Source organism: Terriglobus roseus, from assembly GCF_900105625.1.
GTDB classification, from domain to species: domain Bacteria; phylum Acidobacteriota; class Terriglobia; order Terriglobales; family Acidobacteriaceae; genus Terriglobus; species Terriglobus roseus_B.
The window spans coordinates 2,504,512-2,526,923 of the sequence record NZ_FNSD01000001.1; the positions used below are offsets into that span (position 1 = coordinate 2,504,512).

18 protein-coding genes are annotated in these 22,412 nt (G+C 59.9%); 10 read left to right on the plus strand and 8 right to left on the minus strand.

Features of this window, described 5'->3' with window-relative positions; translation table 11 throughout:
* Positions 1-23: 23 nt before the first annotated feature.
* From BLW03_RS10370 to BLW03_RS10400, 7 genes are all read right to left on the minus strand, one after another.
* Positions 24-776 (minus strand): hypothetical protein, encoded by a 753-nt coding sequence (locus BLW03_RS10370; RefSeq protein ID WP_074653857.1) that lies wholly within the window; start codon positions 774-776, stop codon positions 24-26.
* A 196-nt stretch (positions 777-972) separates the two neighbouring features.
* The gene (locus tag BLW03_RS10375; RefSeq protein ID WP_074653859.1) at positions 973-1,353 is read right to left on the minus strand and encodes a response regulator; all 381 of its coding nucleotides are present in this window, start codon (positions 1,351-1,353) and stop codon (positions 973-975) included.
* A gap of 387 nt (positions 1,354-1,740) precedes the next feature.
* Positions 1,741-2,313 carry an NAD(P)H-dependent oxidoreductase gene (locus BLW03_RS10380; RefSeq protein WP_074653860.1) on the minus strand — a complete coding sequence of 191 codons (573 nt, stop codon included), beginning with the start codon at positions 2,311-2,313 and terminating at the stop codon, positions 1,741-1,743.
* A gap of 96 nt (positions 2,314-2,409) precedes the next feature.
* The gene (locus tag BLW03_RS10385) at positions 2,410-4,026 is read right to left on the minus strand and encodes a TIGR03435 family protein (protein WP_074653862.1); all 1,617 of its coding nucleotides are present in this window, start codon (positions 4,024-4,026) and stop codon (positions 2,410-2,412) included.
* Positions 4,027-4,173: 147 nt separating this feature from the next.
* Positions 4,174-5,025: an acyl-CoA desaturase gene (locus tag BLW03_RS10390; RefSeq protein WP_074653864.1), complete on the minus strand. Its 852-nt coding sequence runs from the start codon at positions 5,023-5,025 to the stop codon at positions 4,174-4,176.
* A 145-nt stretch (positions 5,026-5,170) separates the two neighbouring features.
* A complete protein-coding gene (locus BLW03_RS10395) occupies positions 5,171-7,066 on the minus strand; it encodes a heavy metal translocating P-type ATPase (protein ID WP_244502039.1) in 1,896 nt (631 codons plus the stop codon).
* A gap of 123 nt (positions 7,067-7,189) precedes the next feature.
* The gene (locus BLW03_RS10400; protein ID WP_170835014.1) at positions 7,190-7,957 is read right to left on the minus strand and encodes an SDR family NAD(P)-dependent oxidoreductase; all 768 of its coding nucleotides are present in this window, start codon (positions 7,955-7,957) and stop codon (positions 7,190-7,192) included.
* 164 nt (positions 7,958-8,121) lie between these two features.
* Between BLW03_RS10400 and BLW03_RS10405 the strand changes: the two genes are divergently transcribed.
* From BLW03_RS10405 to BLW03_RS10440, 8 genes are all read left to right on the plus strand, one after another.
* Positions 8,122-8,916, plus strand: a complete 795-nt coding sequence (locus BLW03_RS10405) for a (Fe-S)-binding protein (protein WP_074653867.1) — start codon at positions 8,122-8,124, stop codon at positions 8,914-8,916.
* Positions 8,913-10,388 carry a LutB/LldF family L-lactate oxidation iron-sulfur protein gene (locus tag BLW03_RS10410; RefSeq protein WP_074653868.1) on the plus strand — a complete coding sequence of 492 codons (1,476 nt, stop codon included), beginning with the start codon at positions 8,913-8,915 and terminating at the stop codon, positions 10,386-10,388. Before BLW03_RS10405 ends, BLW03_RS10410 begins: the two co-directional genes overlap by 4 nt.
* Complete coding sequence (locus BLW03_RS10415) at positions 10,385-11,041, plus strand: LutC/YkgG family protein (RefSeq protein WP_074653870.1); 657 nt, start codon at positions 10,385-10,387, stop codon at positions 11,039-11,041. The genes BLW03_RS10410 and BLW03_RS10415 overlap by 4 nt, the downstream gene beginning before the upstream one ends.
* Positions 11,042-11,272: 231 nt before the next feature.
* Positions 11,273-12,739 carry an outer membrane beta-barrel protein gene (locus BLW03_RS10420; RefSeq protein ID WP_074653871.1) on the plus strand — a complete coding sequence of 489 codons (1,467 nt, stop codon included), beginning with the start codon at positions 11,273-11,275 and terminating at the stop codon, positions 12,737-12,739.
* 96 nt (positions 12,740-12,835) lie between these two features.
* Positions 12,836-13,186 (plus strand): PadR family transcriptional regulator, encoded by a 351-nt coding sequence (locus BLW03_RS10425; protein ID WP_074653873.1) that lies wholly within the window; start codon positions 12,836-12,838, stop codon positions 13,184-13,186.
* Complete coding sequence (locus tag BLW03_RS20180; RefSeq protein WP_083350459.1) at positions 13,183-14,793, plus strand: TIGR03435 family protein; 1,611 nt, start codon at positions 13,183-13,185, stop codon at positions 14,791-14,793. Before BLW03_RS10425 ends, BLW03_RS20180 begins: the two co-directional genes overlap by 4 nt.
* A 199-nt stretch (positions 14,794-14,992) precedes the next feature.
* Complete coding sequence (locus BLW03_RS10435; protein WP_212733175.1) at positions 14,993-15,250, plus strand: winged helix-turn-helix transcriptional regulator; 258 nt, start codon at positions 14,993-14,995, stop codon at positions 15,248-15,250.
* Between the two features lie 141 nt (positions 15,251-15,391).
* Positions 15,392-16,102: an SDR family oxidoreductase gene (locus BLW03_RS10440; protein WP_074653876.1), complete on the plus strand. Its 711-nt coding sequence runs from the start codon at positions 15,392-15,394 to the stop codon at positions 16,100-16,102.
* Positions 16,103-16,206: 104 nt separating this feature from the next.
* On the opposite strand, the gene BLW03_RS10445 is transcribed toward BLW03_RS10440, so the two are convergent.
* Positions 16,207-18,552: an LssY C-terminal domain-containing protein gene (locus tag BLW03_RS10445; protein ID WP_074653878.1), complete on the minus strand. Its 2,346-nt coding sequence runs from the start codon at positions 18,550-18,552 to the stop codon at positions 16,207-16,209.
* Between the two features lie 254 nt (positions 18,553-18,806).
* Here BLW03_RS10445 and BLW03_RS10450 point away from each other — a divergent pair, with 254 nt between their 5' ends.
* Complete coding sequence (locus tag BLW03_RS10450) at positions 18,807-20,951, plus strand: M28 family peptidase (RefSeq protein WP_074653880.1); 2,145 nt, start codon at positions 18,807-18,809, stop codon at positions 20,949-20,951.
* A gap of 181 nt (positions 20,952-21,132) precedes the next feature.
* Positions 21,133-22,365, plus strand: a complete 1,233-nt coding sequence (locus tag BLW03_RS10455; protein ID WP_074655928.1) for an MFS transporter — start codon at positions 21,133-21,135, stop codon at positions 22,363-22,365.
* Positions 22,366-22,412: the final 47 nt, after the last annotated feature.

The following is a 22,412-nucleotide window of genomic DNA, read 5'->3' on the forward strand; positions in this document are numbered from 1 at the left end:
GCCTCTTGGCACCACCCGCGGACTTACTTGCCGGACAGATGCGTAGCGACTGGGGCCATAGCTGTCGGGGTCTTCGCTTTTTGCACCGCTCGAAGACTTAAACTTGCGATCTCCGGCGGGTCGGAGTTCGGCCGCACATACAGCGTGCCAAGGACTTCATTGCCATCAGGCGTCTGATCGCGCAGCCGGAAGACAAGCAGGCCGGGCTGCACCTCTCGCGCGGAGAGCAGGTTGAAGCCGCCAGTCTGCGCCCTTAAAACCATCTGCGCCACGGCCGAGTCGACCGGCGCAACATTCGGCACCGCCTTCTCCAGGGCAGTGTCCACCCCCTGGTTGAACGCGGCAAGCCAGCCGTAGAGAAGCCGGCCGGAGGGCGTGTCCGGGATCAGGCCTGATTGCGCACCGAAGCGCGGCAGATGAACGATGATGGTCGCGTGCACGGGGCTGACATGGTCGCTTCTGCGGGCAGGCACGGGGGCATCCGCCGCATCGCCCAGCACGATCGTATCGACCTGCGACGGATCGTCGTCCTTGTCATCCTCGGCAGTGTGCGGCGTGGCCCCAGGCTTGCTATCAGGGTCGCGCGTTGCGCTTGGGCTGCCGTCTGCGAGACGTGCCGCTTTACTGTGATTCAGTCCGTAGGCCACTGCGGATGCAACAGCAGCAGCCATCACGATGGCAAGCAGAATGGCGGCGGGCCGAGGCGGCTTGCGCTCGATGACATGGAAGTTGGGAGCGCGTCGAGCAGGAGCGCCAGTGGCCACCGTCGGCTGCATAAGCGGGCTCCTTAGAAATGCGCGGAAGAACCGGGCGAAGGACGTACGGCGGCGGCGCCACCAGATCCAGTCTAGACGGGCTGTATGCGGACGCTCAAACAGGTGTTTTGAGCAGCAACAAATTTCGCCTTGTCAGTCGCCGGGGCAACAACGATCCATCCACACTTGAGAAACGTCGGGGCAGGCCTGCCAGATCTTAATTTTGCTTGAGCTTTTGCCAGATGACTTCCAGGAGTTTGGATGGGTGCATCGGCTTCGGAATGATGTGGAGATTCGCATCGATCCGCTCAGCATCTTCGTGGAAGTCGACGTTCGCAGCCTCTCCCGAAAACAAAAGGATCTTGCAGGTTGGGCATAACGCTTTGATCTGCAACGCGAGTTCGATTCCCGAAAGTGCCGGCATAACAATATCGGATACCAGGAGTTCGGGTGGTTCGGATAAGGCGCTCGCTAACGCCTCGGTTGGATCCGTAAAAGACTTCACCCAAAATCCGTGCAGGCGCAGGATTGCCGCTAAGGACGACGCAACGATCACGTCGTCATCCACGACGTAGGTTCGAATTCCCGAGAACTGCACTGTGGTTTCCTCACCCGATTCCTGCTGGTGGCGACACACGTCAGGCTACGCATGCACCACGAGAATAAGCGTTATGTATGCGCGGATTGGTCGCCAGGATGCCGTCCTATTGATGGCAATCGGCGAAACGCGACGCGTCCTGTTGCGAGGCTCGCCCGACACGTCCGCACCACACTGCGAAATGAAGTCGTGGCTGCATCGCGGGAACGCGCAAGCAGGTCACCTCGTCTGCGCTGCAGTTACCGCAGTGGCCTCCCGCTCCTGTCTGATAAGTCAGACCAGCATAGCCCTGCATTCCGGGAAAGAACCAACAAGCTGAGAACTTCGCGCATTGACTTCCCTGCCATAACAATCCGTTGTTGTGACACACCTTCCTCTCTCACTGGATCAAGCTGCTCGCCTTCCACGTTCCTCCACTTGACTAAGCCATTTCGTCCGTCCTGTCGGACCGACACCTTCAACGTTGCCGAGTAACAGGAAGCGAATGGGAGAGGCGCCCACCAGGCCAAGCACGTTTTTCTTCAGAGCCCGCAGGGCGTACGACCCAAACCACCATCGATAGACAAATGCCGGCATGCCCATGGTGACGATGACGAGTACTGATTTGCCTTTGAGTAGCTTCGGGAATTTTGCTGTTCTGGCTCCGGGTAACAGATCAGGCTGCAACACACGTTCCAGGAAGCCATGGAAGATGGCGGGCATCATGCCCATCCAAAGCGGAAAGATCATGACCAGCCGGTCTGCCGCCAGCATGGCATTGTGTGCTCTCTGCAGATCTGGCTCGAGCGCCTGCACCTGCTGGAATCCCTTGCGCAGGACGGGGTCGAAGTCCATCTTGCTGGTTACGAATAAATCCGCCTGGTGGCCGCCTGCATGGGCTCCACGCACATAGCTGTCGCCTAGTGCTTCGCAGTACGTGCAAGTGCGCGCATGTCCCACGATGACAGCGATTCGAGCCATACCCTATCTCCCGCAGAGTCATGAAGCGACTCTGCGAGAAACGATAGCCGTGACGAAAGACGCGGACCGTGACACCGATCACAAGAATTCAGAACTTTAGTTCGGTGTCGGCGTCTCTTCGATGTGGTCGATGACAAGCACGGAGACGGGACGTTTTTCTTTCACCATCTTGATGCCGATCTGCTTATCCATCGCGTCGTAGAGCGTCACGGCATCAGCCGGAATGGCCTCCTCCGGCTGGCCCGGCGGCGGCGGCGGACGCAGAACGGTTAGACTGGCCGAACTCCACGCTAGCGTCAGATCGTAGCTTCCCTGCAGGCCGGTGTCGTCCAGCACAGATGTGTAGATGTAACCGGTTGCGTACTGTGTGAGGAAGTCACCCAGCTGCTTCATTGTGATGTTCTGACAGGTAAGGAGTTGGGTGATCATTGGATTGGCCACCCGCGGATCTTTTCCGTCTGCACCGACACCCTGCTTGCAGCGTGTCCGCTTCGTCGGATCTGCCTTTGTCAGCTTCGGATGATCGGCCACCATGCGGTACGCGAAGATGGGACGCTCTTCCATGTGGACCTTCATCTGGAACCGGTCGATCACGAGCGCCTGCAGCATCTGGTGAAACTCAAAGTCGTCGATCTGTAGCGGCGGACGACCAGGGACTGGCTCCGGCATCGCAGTCTTCGCAAAGAAATCGAACTTGTCCTTATCCAGCCAGGCAGGGGCGTTTACCAGCATCTGAGGGTCGTTGCTATTGAAGTCCCAGATAAACGGGATCAGCATCTTCAGCGTTGCAGCGGTCAGGTTCATCTGGCCATTGGCCACGCGTCCGCTCATTTGTGCGTCGGGCTTGCTCGGCTTGATGGTGGACACTTCAAACTCTGCTGGTGGCGGCGGCGGTAGCTCCTTCGCGACTGCGGGCGAATTCGGTGTTGGCTTTTCCATCACGCTGTCCACAATCCACACCGGTCGTGGCGCGGTCTTCAGTTCCAGCTTCAGGCCAAGATCCTTCTCCACCGCACTGAAAATCGATACCGCTTCTGCTCCGGCTTTCGCGCGCTGCCGGGCGTCCGTCCACCGCAGGGTGAAGTCCCATCCCCCTTCCAGTCCCGTCTGGTTCAGAACAGGTTCCGTCAGATCACCGCTCGCCGCCTGGTTCAAGAAGGTCGCAAGCTCGTCTACAGGCATGTTCGTGCAGCTGACCGCCATCATCGGTATCGCGCCGGGGACCGGCGGTTCGCCCTTGCAGGTCTTCGCCACGCCGTCTTCGCTTTGCTTCATCTTCGACTTGGCGCCAGCGACCGTCAGCATGTAGGCCGGCATCGTGGCCTCACCCTTATGCATTACCAGCTTGAACCGGTCTGCCAGCAAAGCCTGCAGCATCTTCTTGAGATCTGCATCCGACGTCTTCGGATCGGCCTTTGCGATGATGTCGAAGCGCGGCAACTCCAGCCAGCTGGGGCCGCCCTGCACCATCTCCGGCTTCACTCCATAGGCCATCGCAATGATGTCCACCAGGGTGGATTGCCGAAGACTGTAGCGGTCACCGCGAAGCTGCCCACCGTTGGAGTAGGGGAAGGACACACGCGGACTGGCATGCACGTCCGTCAGGTTGAATGCGACCGCTGCTTTCGCGGACGACGGGGCTGCGGGCTGCTGTGCCCATGCTGCGGAACCCAGGACACAGAGAATGCTCAGCTTCGAAAGCAAGCGCTTCATGGCGAGGTCAGCCCTCTTGGAAAAGGATGTGCGGCAATCAGAGTGACGAACGTGGAGCGATTAGGTTCACTCTGGATCGATACTAAGTTGCCGCCAACCGACTTCGCTCAACGTTTCAGGAAAATCATCCGTGTCCGCCCGAAGCGATCAGTGAGCGTTGCCCTCGGACAGCGAACGCGCCTTCACATCCCACGCCAGTCCCAAAGCTCGCAGCGCGCAGATGCCGTACCAGTTGAAGTCGATCTCATACCAGGCTAGGCCGTGCCGCGACGACTGGGGATGCGCGTGGTGGTTGTTGTGCCAGCCCTCACCGAAGGTCAGCATGGCAACCCAGAAGCTATTCCGGGAGGTGTCGCCGGTAGCAAATCGGCGCGAACCCCACATGTGCGTCGCCGAATTGACCAGCCACGTGGAGTGCAGACCAAGCACCGTGCGGAAGAAAATACCCCACAGGATGAAGGGCCATCCGCCCACGGCGAGCAGGATCAATCCGAGCGTGGTCAGCGGCACCCAGTGCCAGCGGCTGATCCAGACATGAAACTTGTCCTTACGAAGGTCCGGGACGTACGGCAACAGCTCCGCAGCATCGTTGTGCATGGTCTTGCCGGTAACGAGCCAACCCACGTGCGACCAGAACCCACCCTCGTTCGGCGAATGCGGATCGCCTTCCTTGTCGGTGTTCTGGTGATGCTTGCGATGAGTAGCCACCCAGAAGATAGGCCCGCCCTCAAGCGTGAGCGTGGCGAAGATGGTCAGCAGATACTCCACCCACTTGGGCGTCTTGTAACCGCGGTGCGTCAGCAGACGGTGGTAACCCACGCCGATGCCAAGGCCGCCCGCCAGCCACCACAGCACCATCGCAACGAAGAATGCCTTCCAGGTAAAGAAGAACAGAGCCGCAACAGCACCGATGTGAAAGGCAACCAGCACGATCGTGGTGGGCCATGCGATGGGTTGCGAGAAGGTACGATCGCCGGTCGAAAGCTCGGATGCTGGCATGAAGTCCTCAGTGCGTAGGACGCTCGGGCCAGGGTCAATTCGATGGACGCTCCGTAATAGTTGTGTCAGAAGGACGACAAAAGTTTTGAAACAGCGGACTTACGGGCGGATCCCACCGCTCGATCCTTCGCCCTTCTGCGGAACGTCAAAGGGTCGGTTTTCCAGCGACATCCGCAGGTACTTCAAAGTCCATCAATACCCCCGTCGGCAGGATCATGCGCAGCGAGTTAAGGATAGACAGGAGATCAATACCCTCTTGAGCGATCGCGCCCTGAATCGGCGTAAGCAGACCGAGGGACGCGGCAGCCATCCCGATCACGCTCAGTCCCATGCCGCCAACAGCAGAGATCAGGGCGGTCCGCCGCATCCTTCGCCCGATGTGCAACAGCTCATCCACGCCGACCAGGGACGACTGGAGCACGATGGCGCCGGCCGCTTCCGAGGTAATGTCGCTGTTCACGCCCAACGCGATTCCAGCCGTCGCTGTCATCATCGCGGGCGCGTCGTTGATTCCATCGCCGATATAGAGCGTTCTTCGCTGAAGTGTCTCCTGGCGTACGAGTGCCACCTTTTCTTCGGGACTCTTACCGCCGTAGGCCTGGGAGATGCCCATACGCTTCGCGAAGACTGCGACCTCAGGGACACGGTCGCCGGAGAGCAGAATGATCTTGTCGATCAAGTGCTTCCGCCCGAGATGACTCAGAAAAGACTTGCTTTCGCTGCGCGGTTCGTCCTGAAAGTGGATTGCACCCGCCAGTTTGTCGTCGACGAGAAAGACGCACTCCAGACCGGGGGAAACGGGAGGCAAGGTACTTTGATCGGAACGGGAGAGTCTGCCGCGGCTCGTGATCGCGACCTTTCGACCATCAACCCTCCCCACAAGCCCGGCTCCAGGTGCCTCCGACACATGCTCCACGCGAAGCAGCTCCAGATGGTCTTTCGCCGCAGCGGCTAGTACAGCACTTGCAAGAGGATGCTTCGAGTAACGCTCGAGACTGGCCACATACTGCAAAGCCGCCTCGCGCGTCGTTTCGCCGAAACAATCCACGGAGGTGACCATCGGCTTGCCGTAGGTCAGCGTGCCGGTCTTGTCCACGATCAGTGTGCGGCAGGTATCCACCTTCTCGAGGATGGATGGATCCTTGATGATGATGCCAAGCCTCGCTCCCACGGAGATCGCTCCAATGATTGCGACCGGGATCGAGATCAGTAACGGACACGGTGTCGCGATGACCAGCACGGCCAGAAATCGCGCGGGCTGACCGCTGAAGTGCCAGCTTGCCAACGCGATGGAGATGGCGAGCGGTGTATACCAGGAGCCAAGCCTGTCGCCCATCCGCCGTATCTGTGGGCGATCCTCCTCCGACGCATGGAGTACCTCCACAATCTTTGCGTAGCGAGAGTCGCTCGCGACCCTGGTCGCACGAATCGTGAGAGCCACATCCCCGTTGATGGAACCCGAAAGAGCGGTCGCCCCGGGTACCTTCGCGATCAGAAAGGGCTCTCCGGTCAGATAGGACTCGTCCATGCTTCCCTGGCCTGTCACGACCATCCCATCGACCGGGCAGATCTCATGCGGATAGATGAGGAGATCATCGCCGACAGCGATGGACTCGATGGGAACATCCTTCACGGCGAGACCGGCTCGATGCGCCGTCTGCGGCATACGTTTTGCCAGGGCGTTCAGTACCGACGAGGCGCGACGCGTGGCAAAGCCTTCAAGCGCCTGCCCGCCGGAGAGCATCAACACCACGATGGCCGCGACCCAGTACTGATGAAGGAGCAGCGACGTCACGATCGAGAGCAACGCGAGAATATCGACGCTGAAATTTCCCCGGGAAATCTGTTGCAGGAGCGCAAGAAGCAGCGGGATACCGGCGACTGCGATGGCGATCGTCAACACAGCGTTGAGCATGCGCGGATCGTGCGACAGGAGATTGACCATCGCCGCCGCGATCATGCCTGTCACCATGAAACCGGCTGTCGCAATATGCGCGACGGGGGTATCGAACCACATCGACTTCGGAACATCTCTCTTCACTACGCGCACCCGCTTGGGCAGCGTAGAACCGTCGCTCCTTCGGAGATGTGATCTGAGACACCACTCACTGCGTCGACGGATTATCGCGACCGTAGCTATCGATAGCCGGACGCTTCCTCGCGATTAGACCCAGCCACCGTCGACCACGAAGCTTTGATTGCTGATGCCCGCGCTGTCATCTGCTGCAAGGAAGAGGATCATGCGCGCGACGTCAGCGGGTTGCAGCTCGATCTTCAGCGCCTGGCGCTCCATCATCTGCGCTGCGTATTCCGGCGTGAACCACAGCTTGCGCTGGCGCTCGGTCCAGATGCAGCCGGGTGAGACCGAGTTCACGCGCACGCCATCCATACCAACGCGATGCGCCAGGGCGCGCGTGAGGCCGATGATCGAGGACTTGGACGTGACGTAAGCCGGCAGGTCCGTCGATGGGATCATCCACGCAATCGAACTCAGGTTGATGATGGAGCCACGCTTCTGTGCTCGCATACCCGGCAGGAGCGCCTGTGCCAGAAAGAACTGGTGCCGCACGTTCAGGTTCAGCGTGCGGTCCCACATCTCTTCGGTGACGGCTTCCAGGTCGTGCCGCGTGTCATTGCCTGCGTTGTTCACCAGCACATCGACCGTGCCAAGCTCATCGACGATCTGCGCGCAGGCCTGCTTCACCGCGCCAATATCCAGCAGATCGCAGTGGTAGAACTTTACGGACTTGCCGGCGAGGCGCTCCACCAGCGCGTTCGCCGCGTCGTCCAGGATGTCGAGAAAGGCCACTCGCGCGCCCTGCTCTGCGAAGGCTTCCACGATACCTTCGCCGATGCCGCTGGCTCCCCCGCTGATGACCACCACGCGATCGCGCAGGCTTGGATACGTACCGAACTGCATGGGCTGACTCATGGCGAGGATTCTAAACCGGCCCGATGAGTCGGAGGTGCAAGGCCGTTTTGGCGATGTGATTTGCTCCCGTGAAAGCCGGGAATGGCGTTCGCCGGGAAGCCGGTAGTAGCATGGCAGGGACGAAAAGTTCCAGTATTGAATCGTCTCAATTCAAGAGGCACCGCTTGCGCATACATCTGTTCATTGCCTGTTATAACGACACGCTGTTCCCGCGCACGGGCATGGCTGTGGTGAACCTGCTGGAACGTCTCGGCCACGAGGTCGTCTTCCCCATGGCGCAAACCTGCTGCGGCCAGATGCACTACAACACCGGCTACCACCAGGAGGCGATGCCGCTGGTCAAGCGGCTGATGGATGAGTTCCGCGATGCCGAGACCATCGTCGTCCCCAGCGCAAGCTGCGTCGCCATGATGCGCGATCACTATGAACTGATGGCGCACAATGCCAACGACCTGCGCATGATGGAAGACGTCAAAGACTTCCTGCCGCGCGTCTTCGAGTTCAGTGAACTGATCACCGACAAGCTCGGTCTGACCGACGTCGGCGCGTACTTCCCGCACAAGGTCACGTATCACCCAAGCTGCCACTCGCTACGGCTGCTGCATGTGGGCGACCGTCCCATCCGCCTGCTGCAGGGCGTGGAAGGCCTGGACTACACACCTATGGAAGGCGCGGATCAATGCTGCGGCTTTGGTGGGACCTTTGCCGTGAAGAATGCAGAGGTGTCGTCGGCCATGCTTGCCGACAAGATCGGTTGTGTACGCAAGACCAGCGCAGAGTTTGTTGCTGCTCTTGATAACTCCTGTCTCATGCAGATTGATGGCGGTCTTCATCGTGAATCGAATGGCAAGGGCGCTGAGGGCCGCATCCGGCCGGTACATCTCGCGGAGATCCTGAACAGCACGAAGGCCAATCCGCTTACCGCCGAGTCCCTGGCGTGGGAAGAGGCGACAGCATGAGCGTTCGCGTAGGACACACGGCTGAGAAGGCTTCCTTCCCCATCCTGGCGCATGACATTCTGCAGGACGACCAGACGCGCCGCAACGTGCGCCACGCAACGAATGTCATCCGCAACAAGCGCGCGTTGCGCGTGGAAGAGATGCCGGACTGGCAGGACCTGCGCACGGCGGGCCACGCCATCAAGACGCATACCCTGCTGCATCTGCCGCACTACCTCGAGATGTTTGAGCGCAACTGCATCGCTGCTGGCGGGCAGGTGCATTGGGCTCGCGATGCCGATGAAGCGAACGCCATCGCCATCAAACTGATCAATGCTGCGGCGAAGCAGCAGGCGAACGCCCATCCCGAGGTCATCAAGGTCAAGACGATGACCAGTGATGAGATCGGCATGAACGCCGCGCTGGAAAAGAACAACATCACGCCGTGGGAGACCGATCTCGCGGACATGATTGTGCAGATGGGCAACGACGAGCCATCGCACATCGTTGTTCCCGCGCTGCACAAAAACCGGCACCAGGTGCGCGAGCTGTTCCTTGAGAACATGAAGCTCACCGAGTTGGGCACCGAGGCCGAAGACCTTACGCAGGCAGCTCGTCACTATCTCCGTAAGAAGTTTCTGGAAGTCAGCATCGGCGTCAGTGGTGCAAATTTCGCCATCGCAGAGACAGGCGGCGTGGTCGTCGTGGAGTCCGAAGGCAATGGCCGCATGTGTGTCACCATGCCGAAGACGCTCATCACGCTTGTTGGCATTGAGAAGGTCATCCCAAAGTTCGACGACCTGGAAGTCTTCCTGCAACTGCTTCCCCGCTCTGCCACCGGCGAGCGCATGAATCCGTACAACAGCATCTGGACGGGCACCACGGCGAACGATGGCCCGGAAGAGTTCCACGTGATCCTGCTGGATAACGGCCGCACACGCATGATGGCCAACGTCCGCGAGCGCGAGACACTCAACTGCATTCGCTGCGGCGCATGCCTCAACGCATGCCCCGTCTATCGCGAGACCGGCGGTCATGCCTACGGTTCCATTTACAGCGGCCCCATCGGCGCGATCCTTTCGCCGCAGTTGAACGGTATGAAGCATTCGCGGTCGCTGCCGTATGCGTCGTCGCTGTGCGGTGCATGTTATGAGGTCTGCCCGGTGAAGATCAACATTCCGGAGACACTGATTCACCTGCGCGGCAAGATTGTTGCAGCCGACCAGAACAGCATCACCGGCAAGTTCTCGCAGGAGAGCATGGGCATGAAGATGGCCGCACACCTCTTCGAACACCCACGCCAGTACGAGGCCGCGCAGCGCATGGCGCGCACCGGTCAGGGCATCTTTGAGAAGGACGGCAAGCTGGTCAACCTGCCCGGCATGGCCGGCGGATGGACGCAGTTCCGCGACCTGCGCGCGCTGCCGCATCAGACCTTCCGCGAATGGTGGAAGAAGAACCGCGCGAACGGCAAGAAAGGTGGGGACGCATGAGCGACGCTCGCTTCACAGTGCTCGACACCGTTCGCCGCCAGCTCGCAGCCGATCCCGACATCAAGGACCTGCTCGCCGAATCGCCGGAAGCTGCGTATGCCAGGATTCCGCGTACGTACCAGCGCACGGCCCAACTCCATCGTGAAGAGATCCTGGAGCTCTTCTACGATCGTCTGCGTGACTATGACTCGGAGTTGATCTTCACGGACGAAGCTGGCATAGCGAACGCTGTGCTGCAAGCGATGAACGAGGCGAACGAGACTTTGCTGCTGGTGCCGACCGGCGTGCCGCACGCGTGGCTTCCCTCCACCGGCATCGGCATCCTGCGCGACGAGCAGCTCACCACACCGGCGCTCGATCAACCGCGTGTGGTCCTCACGGGCTGCACGGCGTGCGTCGCGATGAGTGGCACTATTATCCTCGAACACGGCGACGAGCAGGGCCGGCGCGCTGCGACGCTGCTACCTGATCATCACCTGTGCGTGCTGTGGCGCGACCAGGTCGTTGAGACGCTGAGCGAAGCCATGCAACGCATCACCAGGCGCACCGCGCCCATTACGACCATCGCCGGCCCATCGGCTACCAGCGACATCGAGATGACCCGCATCCGCGGCGTCCACGGGCCGCGAAGGCTTACGGCGATCATCCTGTAAGGTCGGATGCACTACCTGTCAAGGCCGCCTCTATGGGCGGCCATCGCTCGTACGTTCCTCAGGGACACGCGGCACCTTGCGTACGACGGGCAGCACACAGGCACCGGTGTCTGCGATCGTCGTCCGTGCGCCCGACAGAGATCATGCAAAGCTACCTTGCAGGTAGCCTTGGCGTGTAACCTGATCCCGCTTTCAACAGATCCTCATCTTCGTGTCGAAGGAAATACAAGCATGCTGTCTGGCAGGATCCGGACGCAGCCTGCGCGGTATTGCGCTTTTGCAGTTGTTCTTGCATTTGGCATGCGCGTCACGCATGCCCAGCAACCATCTCCGCAATACCGAACGCCAACTGCCGCAAATGATCCCAGCGCAGTGCAAACGGCGATCCGCGGTAATTTTGTGGAACGCCTTGCACGCTTCTATGTTGCAGACTGGCGGGGCACGCTGCCCGTCGGGCCTGCACCCACGCGGCGGGCGTTCGATGCGCCCATCGATAGCCCGCCGTTTCCCGCGGGAGACTGGATCTACGGTGGATCGCCGACAATTGGTGTGCCGGATACGACGGTCTATCCGCTGATGACGGCGCTGAAGATGGAGAACCGCCGCACGAAGATCTACGGCTGGGCAAAGGGAACGTACAACCAGAGCACGAGCCATGACAACAACTACCCGCTCGTCTTCGCTTCAAAGCCGAATACGGCCCGATTGCACCAGGTGGTCACCTTTATCGAGCGCCTTCCCGACACAGTACAGAACAAGCGATTTGACTGGGGATATCACGTTACTGCGCTGTACTACGGCATCGACTATCGCTTCACCACAACGAAGGGTGTTGTTAGCGGGCAGCTACTCGTGTCCAACCGCACGTACGGCTACGACCCACTGACGGAGTATGTCGATCTGTACTTTCCGGTGAAGGATGGTTTGAATCTTCGCGTCGGCCGCTTCCTGGAACTGCCAGGACTCGATTCGCCGCTGGCACCTGCCAACTACACGATGACGCGTTCCCTCGTTTACGCGGCCGAGCCTGTGACGGAGACAGGCGCGGTCGCGACGCTGAAGCTGAACAAACAGTGGCTTGTGCAGGTAGGTCTGACGGCCGGGCATGACGTGGCGCCCTGGTCGAGCGGTCATAAACCCTCATTGATCGCTTGCGTGGATTATTCGACTACTACGAATCACGACAACTTCTATGCCTGCGCCAACGGTATCAACGACGGGAAGTACGCGTACGACAACGTGCAGCAATACGACATGGTGTGGGCTCATAAGTTCAACGCGAAATGGCACATGGCAACGGAGGGCTGGGTGATGTATCAGCGCGGTGTGCCAAGCGTGGCGCAGAACCTTGCGAATCCCGTACCGACGGAGGATGGCACGCTGGGCGCCATGTGCGCTCCCGGCCAGCTTCGCTGTTTCGCACCGGAATACGCGATAGTCAGCTATCTGAACCGGGAAATCAGCCCCTCACTGACCGTGGGCTTCCGCGCCGATCTGCTGAATGACAAAAAGGGCCAACGCACCGGCACGGCTACGAAATACACGGAGAACACGCTGTACCTGAACCGCTACTTCGGCAGCACCTTCCTGGTGCAGACCGACCTCCGATTTGATCACTCGTGGGACAAGCGTGGCTACAACAATGGCAGGGCCCGCAACCAGTTGGTGGGCGGCATAAGCCTGGTGCACCGCTACTAGGAAGTCGAGGAACGGGACACGCGGCGGCTCTTTCTTCTCTCACCGCGAAGAAATCGATGTACAAACCATCCTGTTTTCTTCTATTGTGTGGAAGAAATGAGCGAACGTCTTCCGTTAAGCGACTCCGACCTTGTGACCCTGCTTGCAATCCTTCGCCTGGGCGAGGAGGCATACGGCGTCTCCCTGTGTAAGGAAATTGCGTCGATCACCGGGGGCAGCGCTGCTTTGGCTTCTGTCTACAAGGCTCTGGATCGACTTGAGCAATCCGGTCATGTTGCAAGTCGCATGGGTCAGCCAAGCGCCGAACGTGGCGGCCGCGCCAAGCGCTTTGTCCATGTGACTGCGAAGGGGCTGCGCGCTATTGACGAGACGAGAGCCGCGCTGAATCGCCTTTGGAAGGATGTTCCCGCTTACCGTGGCGGCCTGCGGAAGGAGAGATCGCGATGAGACAAAACCCGGTGTTGCGCGTCGCACTCTGGCTGGTGGATAAGAGTTCTTCTGGTCCGGACGCGGAAGCCTTTGCGGGCGATCTGCTGGAGTTGTTCCACGCGGGACACAGCCAATGGTGGTGCGTCACGCAGGCTCTTATGAAAAGCGCGTCTGCGACTCAGCAGGGTCTTCGGGCTTTGCTGCTTCCGCTCGGTTACAGTTTCGGTTTTGTCTTCCTGCATCCCCTGTGGCAGAAGCTCTACCTGCCCTCTGTTGCTGGTCTGCTCGCGCGGTCTCGCGGCGGAACGGTGCAGTGGCCAGGCTCAGCAGTGTTGCAGATCATTACCGGGCTGGTGCCTGCCATTCTCTTTGTATGGGTGGGCATCTTCCTTTACGCGATACTGCGTCGTCAATCCATTACAAATCATCCGGTCACGGCATTGCTTTCCTTGAACGTTGGCGTCGGTCTTCTCTTACTGACGATGCTTGCAAGGCTGGACGCCGTGCGACACGATCTTCGGCTTCTGTCCCGCGCAGATTTCTTTTATCCGGGCACTCACGCTCGCTTCAGCGTCCTGTTGTTTCTTAGTCTTTTGGGCGCGGTTGTAATACTCCCGCGCGGGCCCCGCCGAAAGCGTCCGAGCCACCGCGTGGCGAAACTTGTAGCACGTTGGAAACTAACCCAGGTTGCGCGGAACATAGGACGCATGGCCTTGCTGGCTCCGGAAACTCGCATGATGAAGGACTGCGGGCCAGCACCTGCCCGCTGGTGGTCCGGTGCGACAGCGATACGGCAAACACGGGTATTGCTCTTGTTGGGATCGATGATGATCGCGTGGCCGCGCAGCTCGCAGGCACAGTACACGACGCCGCGACTGATGGCATCGGACGGAAAGCCGTTGGAGTTTGAAGTGGTGTCCGTGAAGCCGAGCCAGCCCGGCGCCACCGGCATGAGGATCGGTGCGCCGCTGATGAGCGGTGGTCTCGAGATCACAAATATGCCGCCCGAAAATATCGTTCAGTGGGCCTTCGGTATCTTCCTGAGCGATCAGATTGTGGGTTTGCCGGACTGGGCGAAGCAGGAGCGCTTCGATGTGACGGCGAAGGTCGGTGACGCGGAGCTTGAGACCTATCGCAAGGTGACTGACCCCATTCGGCACGCGCCGATGTTACAGAAGATCTTGGCCGACCGCTTTGCGATGAAGTTCCACTACGAGACGAAGGAATTGCCGGTGTACGCCCTGGTGGTCGCAAAGGGCGGCAGCCGGATGACGGAGATCGAGCCCGCCATTGGTCCCAATGGCATGAAGGATGGCGGGGGCAGGGAAGTAAGGCGTGGCCAGATCCGGAGCATGGGCCAACCGATGTTGCCGTTGGTCAATCAACTGACCATCGAACTCAAGCGTGCCGTTGTCGACAGGACCGGGCTTACCGGCTTTTATAACTTCACGCTGCGATGGACACCGGATGAGGAGGCGGCACCAACCAATCATGCTTTGGAAGAGAATGCTGCGCCTTCCATCTTCACAGCGCTGCAGGAGCAGCTTGGATTGAAGCTGGAACGCACCAGGGCACCCATGCAGGTTCTTGTGATTGACCGTCTTGAGCGTCCCTCGGTTAATTGATCGGGAGGGCCCTTGGCGGTTATCAGCCGGGGAGGCGTTCGCCGCGAAGTTTCCGACTTCTGCGACGCGCCCGTTGTGGGGCGCATCTTCTACTGGTCTGAGCGGGAGCGCCGACTGCTCTTCGTCTCCAGGAGCAGAACTGATGCCCGTCGATCGTAAGAGGTTTTCATCGTGCCCGATTGAGCGCACTCTCGCCGTCTTGTCTGGGAGATGGAAGGCGGTTGTCGTTCTGAATCTGTTCTCGGGAAGCAAGCGATATTCCGACCTTCTTCGTCATGCCACAGGCGTCACCGAGCGCGTTCTTACGCAGGTTTTGCGTGAGTTAGAGGAGGACGGTGTTGTCCAAAAAACAGATGGGTTCTGGCGTCTGACGGAACTTGGGTTCAACCTTATCGCTGCCATGAATGGCTTGCTGGCCTGGGGCGTGCAACACGCGAATGCTCTGCCGGAGCGCTGAGAGCGGAGTTATTACTCCGTGGATTTCATTCCAGTCGTCAGGACATACTGCCCTTGAACGAGTGGAATGTGGATAGGCGCTGCAGCAAGTGCGGGCATGCCTCCCTTCCCAAGTTGCAGACAAGATGGAAGGCTCTTACTCATGATGACTGGTCAGCAGGTTGTGATTATCGGTGGCTCGGAAGGCATCGGACTCGCTGTTGCGAAATTGGCACGTGCCCTTGGCGCTCGTGTCATGGCTGTTTCCAGAACGAAGGAAAAGCTTGAGGACGCTCGGAAAACCGTAAGCGGCTTGGAGACTCGCGTCGCGGATATCAATGACGCCGCCGCGATGGAAGAAGTCTTCTCTGAGCTTTCAGCGGTTGACCATGTCTACATCGCGGCGGGCAGCACCAAGCTTGGCGGGCCGCTGGATAACCCATTGAGCGAGTTTCGTCACAAATTCGACGAGCGTCTCTGGGGCGCGATCGACGTGGTTCGCGCCGCACATCGTCACATGCGTCCGGGCGGTTCGTTTACCTTTACCGGCGGCCTGTCTTCCGACCGCCCGGTACCTGGCGCCTGGGTTTCCGGGATAGGAACGATGGCAACGGAGCAGTTGGCGCGCGTGCTTGCGTTGGAGCTTGCGCCCCTGCGCTTCAATGCCGTAGCGCCCGGGTACACCGATACGCCGATGTGGGACAGCATCTTTCCAGGGAGCGGTGCGCTGGCGCTGAGCGACGTGGCCAGGAAGAATCCTGTGGCCCGCCTCGTGACTGCAGACGAAGTCGCGCAGGCGGTATTGCTGCTGATGCAAAACGGCGCGATCACGGGTGAGACGATCCACGTGGATTGCGGAGCGCGGCTGGTGTAACTGCTGCGAGACCGATATCGAAGCTCGATCCCCCCGATCGTGCGACCTGTCGTGAACGATGATCGTCCGCCTTCCGTGCAGAGCGCAGGATTCGCCGCACTTCGCTAGAAGACGAAGGACACACCCATGGTGGCGCGTTGCTGGCGCATGACTCCGTCCATGACGGGTCCGACCACGGTCAGGCTGTAGCCGGGTAGATCGCCTGGGCTGAAGATATCGTCTTTCGACTTTGACCAGAAGTCCGGTTGCGCGGTGAGAGTTTCTTTGTAATCGGCCCGCAAAAGAATGCGGCGCGATGCGCGATATTTCACTCCGCCACCGTACTGCAGACCCACCTGAAAGATACCGCCACCTTCAAGCGGCGGGATGGAAGCGAATCGATAGGCTGCGGTGATGGCGCCGACGGTGCTGAGGCCCAGCTTGAACCACGGTGAGGCGCGGGTGATGGGTGCTTCGGTGAGGTGCATGAGTCGCAGTGATGGGCCTGCCGAAACATAGGGGCGCCAGCGCGACTCGCGACGCAGAGGCAGATATTGCAGGTTGTAAGCGACCTCTGTCGTGGAGAGCGTGGCCTCTTCGAAGGTAAAGTCTGATTGCGTTGTTGGATCGGTGTCCGGACCGGGCACCAGGTTCAGATCTGCGAATGCCAGCATGAAACCTGTGTGGTTGTAGTCGAACGAGAACTCGTGCGAAAGGTGCTCATGCGAGTCGAGCGTGACGGAACCACCGAGGTTGAAACCGCTGTGATGCTCGTTGCCGAGAACCAACAGGTAGGGCGGATTATTGGTCGGGTCGTCTGGGAGGGCCAGGTATCCTACTGCGCCACCGTTCCCGCCGGCATAGCCAGCGAAGCCACCGTGTACGCCGATCTCGACGGAGTAAGGCGGAAGCCGTTTGGGCGGGTTCAGGTTGATGTCTGCGGTGGTGCCGACTTTGGCTGTCTCGACAATATCGCGCTTAAGCAGCTCCGGCTTGTCCTCTGCGGTAGCCTCTGCCTTCCCGATGGCATAGCGATGCGCATTGATCTCTGACGAGACCTCCAGCGGCTGCTCAGGCGGCTTCGGATGCTTGAGTCCGAGTCCCATCCGGATGCCGCCGTACGCGGTAACTGCCAGGTTGTCACGCAGGATGGTATTGCGCAGGGTCAACGTTGTCTGCCGTGTGGCCTGGACGAACTTGTTCTGGTGGATCGGCATAGCGGCCGTCTGATTGACAGCCGGAACGTTGAGCGGTGCCTCGCAATCGTTCAGACGCACCACGGCCATGCGGTCGTCTGTAACAATCTCTTCGCCGGTGCCGTTCTTAATGTCCTTCGGTAGCCAGGATCGGGCGACCAGGTTCAAGCCTGTGACACAACCGGTCAACATGAGATCGTTCACGACCTTGGCGCGTTCGTGGTCGATGTTGTGGTCGATCTGGTGAATGAAGTTCTTCTGCGATGCGGAGAAGCCGATGCCGATGTCCTGGGTGGAAGACGACAGCCATACTCTCTGCCCCTGCCACTGATCCTGCGTCGCAAAGACGCGCAGATGATGGCGTTTTGAGAAGGTGTCGAGTGTCTTTGCCAGGCTGAGGGCCGGCTTTTGACCTTCGAGGAGCAGTGTTGACATGGGTGCAGTTCGGTAGGCCTGCACCTCAGAGATGGCTCGGACCGTACGATAGGCGGACATTGCGTCAAGGGCGTCGACCTCTAACCATCCAGCCGCTTCGAAGGCGCGCAGGATTGCAGACTGCTCGCCGATGAACATCAGGTTCGTCAGGTCGGACGGTATGTGCTTTGGATCGGTCACGGTGCGATAGGGCTGCCTGCGGACGAGGCCGGTCAGTGCTCGCTCTGACGCCGCGTCCTGGGCGAGTGGAGGTGCGGCAGACTCCGTGCCATGAGCGATGGAAAGGGGCTGAGTGGTCAGCAGGATCAGCTCCGTGTTTGCGGGGAGGGAGATCTCCGGATCCGAGAAGCGAAGCAGGGAAGCAGAGGACGCCGTCGTGAAGATCAAAGCGATGGGGTTGCTGAAGGCGAGTGTGCCCACCGCGCCCGAGGTCTTATGGCTCAACGTGGAAGTGGAGCGAACACCGGCGATGCGTCCCTGTTTGTTGATCACCTCACGCGAGTTCTCAATCTGTGCGACACGCGCTGCGAGCGGGATGATGGTGCCGTCGGGCAGAATGATGCGCTCCATGTCGAGGCCGATGGAAGAGGTCTCATGGGTGAAGCCGAGGCCCACGCTGTTGACGTGAACCACCCTGCCCTCTACCTTGCTGCCCATGGGCACCACGATGCCATCCCCTGCAAAGACGGGCGCAGCGATGACAGCGTGCACCACGGAACCCTTCTTCGAGAGATGTGTGGAGACCCGCTCGGTCAGGCGGACTTCTATCGGTGTCTGTGCCGGAAGGACAAGCTGTGCTGCTGCCAACGTAGATCCCAGTGCCAGGGCGCTGATAGCCACTGCTATTTGGAACGCTGAGAAAGTTTGCATTGGTTGCTCTGCCTGCGTGCTTATGGGTATGAGGCCATACTAGCGATTGCACACGAAGCTGGGGAATCACCCGATGAGGGGACCGTCAAAGAGTTCAACGCGAAGCACTTCTTTCGTGTTCACCGATGGCAGGGTTCCGGATGAGTCCCGTATCGGTGCAGTGTACGAATTCACCCCCTGCTATCGAGATTCGCTGGTGTAGCCTTTCTGAAACAGGGAGACACATGAAAGCGAATTGGATCGTTCTAGCGGGCACCTTGGTGCTGGCCTCGGCTTGTAGCGTCCTGATGGGACAGGAAAAAGAAGATCGAACGCTGTTATCGCAGCAGCAGATGACGGCCATCATCAATGAAGTGTCCGGCGAGCGAGCGATGCATCATGTGCAGGAGCTGGTGCCCTACCAGTTTGTTCGGCCGACGTCGGAGTACCAGTCGCATTTCCGCGAGGCGGAGGCGATGGCGCGCATGGCCAAGGAGTATGGTTTCAGCAACGTTGCCATCGAAGACTATCCGACCGGCCAGACGTGGCAGCCCACCGTCGGCGAACTGTGGACGTCGTCGCCGAAGAACTCGAAGATCTATGACATTCATGACATCCCCGAATCGCTTGCATCGACCAATGCCAACGGCGATATCAGCGGTGACCTGGTCAGCGTAGGCCAGGGCGCGGCTGCGGACTTCGCAGGTAAGGACGTGAAGGGCAAGTTCGTTCTGTCGCTGGCGCCCAGTGGTCTTGCCGCGATCTATGGCCGCGCGGCCGCTGCCGGCGCCATTGGCGTGGTGGGCATCAGCGCGATTGGCGCGGGCGACCGTGCAGTGGACTACCCGAACGCCGTTGTCTGGACAACCGTGGTTGCGCAGCCGAATACAGCAGCGTGGGCCGTCTCGCCAAAGGTCGCGCGTGAGTTGGAGACGATGCTGAACCGTGGCCAGAAGGTCACGATGCGCTCCATCACCAAGAGCGAGCAGGTACCCAACAAGCAGGAGATTGTTCACGCGGAAATCCCCGGCGATGGCAGCACCACGCAGGAAGTGGCGATTGGCGGACACCTGTTTGAGTCCTACATCAAGCAGGGCGCGAATGATGACAGCTCGGGATGTGCGCTGACGCTTGAGATCGGCCGTGCTTACCTGAAGCTGATCGCTGAGGGTAAGCTGCCGCGGCCAAAGCGCACGATCAACTTCCAATGGGTGCAGGAGATCAGCGGTACCAACGCCTGGTTCAATGCACACCCGGACAAGCAGAAGGTCATCATTGGCGATCTGAACTTTGATATGGAGGCGTTGCGCCTGAGCCAGAGCCGCAGCTTCTGGATCCTGCAGCGCACGCCCGACACCTTTCCGTCGTATATCAATGACATTGCGCAGAGCCCGATGGAGTACATCGCAGAAGTTTCGCGGGAGCGTGTTCGCTATCGCGCCACGGGCTATGGCGCATCGCAGCCGGTGGAGTCGCCCAACGGCAGCACCGATGCGTTCTACATCAAGGTCGATAAGCACTACGGCTCCAGCGATCACGTGACGTACATGCAGCATGGCATTCCTGCTGTCATGTTCATCACGTGGCCGGACATGTGGTATCACTCGTCGCAGGACACCCCGGACAAGCAGGATCCTACGCAGTACAAGCGTGCGGCTGCGGTTGGAACTGCGTCCCTCATGGCTCTCGCATCCGGCACGGATGAGATGGCGGCTCGCATTCTGAGTGAGAACATCGGCCGCGGCCTGGCGCGCATGGGCGAGTCCCATACGAAGGGCCTGGGCTACATGGCGGATGCCACGGACGCGGCCTCGCTGACCGATGGCTATAAGGAAGCGCGCATCGCCGTTCTTCACCAGGCCGAGGTCGAGAAGGGCGTCGTCACCTCTGCGAGCGTGCTATGGACGAACGCCGATAGCGGCAAGCAGAAGACGTCGGCCTTCCTGCCACTTATCGACCAGCGCGCCACAGAACTATTGAGCGAGGTGAAGGCAGCGTACCAACTGCAGGCTTTGCAGCGCGGCGTGCCCGCTGCAGAACCGGTCATGACGGCGCAGGAGAAGGAAGCAGCCAATCTTATGGTCGAAGGGGTCGCCCGCCCCGGCGGCCTGGGTGGACCCGGTGGGGGTGGTGGTGGCGGACAACGCGGCGCTGCGCCTACCGGTCCTCAACTGCCGCAGGAGATGAACGCGGAGTTCGCGATTCTGCTGGGGAAGCATAAGACAGCCCTGGAAATTCGAGACTTCCTATCCGGAGAATTCACGCCGCTGCCTCTCGCCGATCTGATGGCCGTGCTGCATGCGCGCGAGACCGCCGGTACAGTGAAGCTGACCGTGAAGGCAGAGACTCCTGCGAAGACAGGCAAGGCAGGGAAGAGGGCAAGCAAGTAAGACGCAGGTGTACCAGGCTCTTCGCTTTGTTTCAGGGCTCTCCTTCGTGGAGAGCCCTTTATTTTGCGTTCGATGCTTCGGCAGTTTCGAAGATCGGTCGTGTAACAAGCTGCGCCCCAATGGGGCCTGATGCATACCCTGCATGTCAAAAGTTATGCTGAAGGTGCGAAAAGGCGGTGGCATGACGGGCAGGCAAGAGAATTCAACAGCATACGGAGTGCTGGGCGCGGCCAGCCTCTGCCACATGCTGAATGACATGGTGCAGTCGCTGTTCATTGCGGCTTACCCGATTTTCAAAGGCAACTTCCATCTGTCATTCGGCCAGATTGGCGCGCTGACGCTGGTCTTCCAGATCACCGCGTCGCTGTTACAGCCGGTGGTGGGTCTGTATACGGATCGCAAACCGCTGCCGTACTCGCTGCCCTTTGGCATGACTATCTCTCTAGCCGGGCTGCTGACACTTGCATTCGCTCCCAGCTACGCCATGCTGCTACTGGGTGGAGCGCTGCTTGGCATTGGGTCTTCGATCTTTCATCCGGAGTCATCGCGGCTGGCGCGGCTCGCATCCGGTGGCGCGCACGGCATGGCGCAGTCAATCTTCCAGGTGGGCGGAAACTTCGGTTCGTCGCTGGGGCCGCTACTGATCGCGTTCGTGGTGCTGCCGCGTGGCCAGCAGAGCCTGGCGTGGTTCTCACTGGCGTCGCTGTTGGGCATTGTGTTGCTGTCGGGACTTGGCCGCTGGTACCAGTTGCATGGACGCACCATACACAAGAAGCAGATCGCTGCGAAGGTGCAGACCCTGACGCGCAGACAGGTGGGCCGCGCGCTCGCCGTGCTGATTGCGCTCACCATGTCGAAGTACTTTTATCTGGCAAGCATCACCAGCTACTACGTCTTTTACCTGATGCAGCACTTCCGTCTTTCGCAGAAGGACGCGCAGCTGGACCTGTTCCTGTTTCTGGCAGCAGTGGCCGCCGGTACAGTCATTGGCGGGCCGGTGGGAGATCGCATTGGTCGCAAGAAGGTGATCTGGATCTCGATTGCCGGCGTATTGCCGCTGACGCTACTGCTGCCGTATGTGTCGCTGCCGATAACGGTGGTGCTCAGTGTGTTGATCGGGCTGGTGCTTGCGTCGGCCTTCTCGGCCATCCTGGTCTACGCGCAGGAGCTGATGCCCGGGCGTGTGGGCATGGTTTCCGGACTCTTCTTTGGTCTGGCCTTCGGTCTTGGAGGGTTGGGCGCGGCGCTGCTGGGCACGCTGGCGGATCACACAAGTATTGTGTTTGTGTACAAGGTCTGCGCGTTCCTGCCGGCGCTTGGTTTGCTGACCGTGCTGCTACCGAATCTTGGCGGCGATGGCGGCGGTAGACCTTCGCCGACACCTTCGCTGGATGCAGAGGAATTACCCGCCTGAGAACTGTATGACCGCGCGGGTAGCGCAGTGCCTACCCGCGCGGCTCA

What these genes read in the sequence shown, in the direction of transcription:
- BLW03_RS10370 (WP_074653857.1), bottom strand. Translation starts at nt 776, where the DNA reads ATGCAGCCGACGGTGGCCACTGGCGCTCCTGCTCGACGCGCTCCCAAC.
- BLW03_RS10380 (WP_074653860.1), bottom strand. Translation starts at nt 2,313, where the DNA reads ATGGCTCGAATCGCTGTCATCGTGGGACATGCGCGCACTTGCACGTAC.
- BLW03_RS10385 (WP_074653862.1), bottom strand. Translation starts at nt 4,026, where the DNA reads ATGAAGCGCTTGCTTTCGAAGCTGAGCATTCTCTGTGTCCTGGGTTCC.
- BLW03_RS10390 (WP_074653864.1), bottom strand. Translation starts at nt 5,025, where the DNA reads ATGCCAGCATCCGAGCTTTCGACCGGCGATCGTACCTTCTCGCAACCC.
- BLW03_RS10400 (WP_170835014.1), bottom strand. Translation starts at nt 7,957, where the DNA reads ATGAGTCAGCCCATGCAGTTCGGTACGTATCCAAGCCTGCGCGATCGC.
- BLW03_RS10410 (WP_074653868.1), top strand. Translation starts at nt 8,913, where the DNA reads ATGAGCGTTCGCGTAGGACACACGGCTGAGAAGGCTTCCTTCCCCATC.
- BLW03_RS10415 (WP_074653870.1), top strand. Translation starts at nt 10,385, where the DNA reads ATGAGCGACGCTCGCTTCACAGTGCTCGACACCGTTCGCCGCCAGCTC.
- BLW03_RS10420 (WP_074653871.1), top strand. Translation starts at nt 11,273, where the DNA reads ATGCTGTCTGGCAGGATCCGGACGCAGCCTGCGCGGTATTGCGCTTTT.
- BLW03_RS10425 (WP_074653873.1), top strand. Translation starts at nt 12,836, where the DNA reads ATGAGCGAACGTCTTCCGTTAAGCGACTCCGACCTTGTGACCCTGCTT.
- BLW03_RS20180 (WP_083350459.1), top strand. Translation starts at nt 13,183, where the DNA reads ATGAGACAAAACCCGGTGTTGCGCGTCGCACTCTGGCTGGTGGATAAG.
- BLW03_RS10440 (WP_074653876.1), top strand. Translation starts at nt 15,392, where the DNA reads ATGATGACTGGTCAGCAGGTTGTGATTATCGGTGGCTCGGAAGGCATC.
- BLW03_RS10450 (WP_074653880.1), top strand. Translation starts at nt 18,807, where the DNA reads ATGAAAGCGAATTGGATCGTTCTAGCGGGCACCTTGGTGCTGGCCTCG.
- BLW03_RS10455 (WP_074655928.1), top strand. Translation starts at nt 21,133, where the DNA reads ATGACGGGCAGGCAAGAGAATTCAACAGCATACGGAGTGCTGGGCGCG.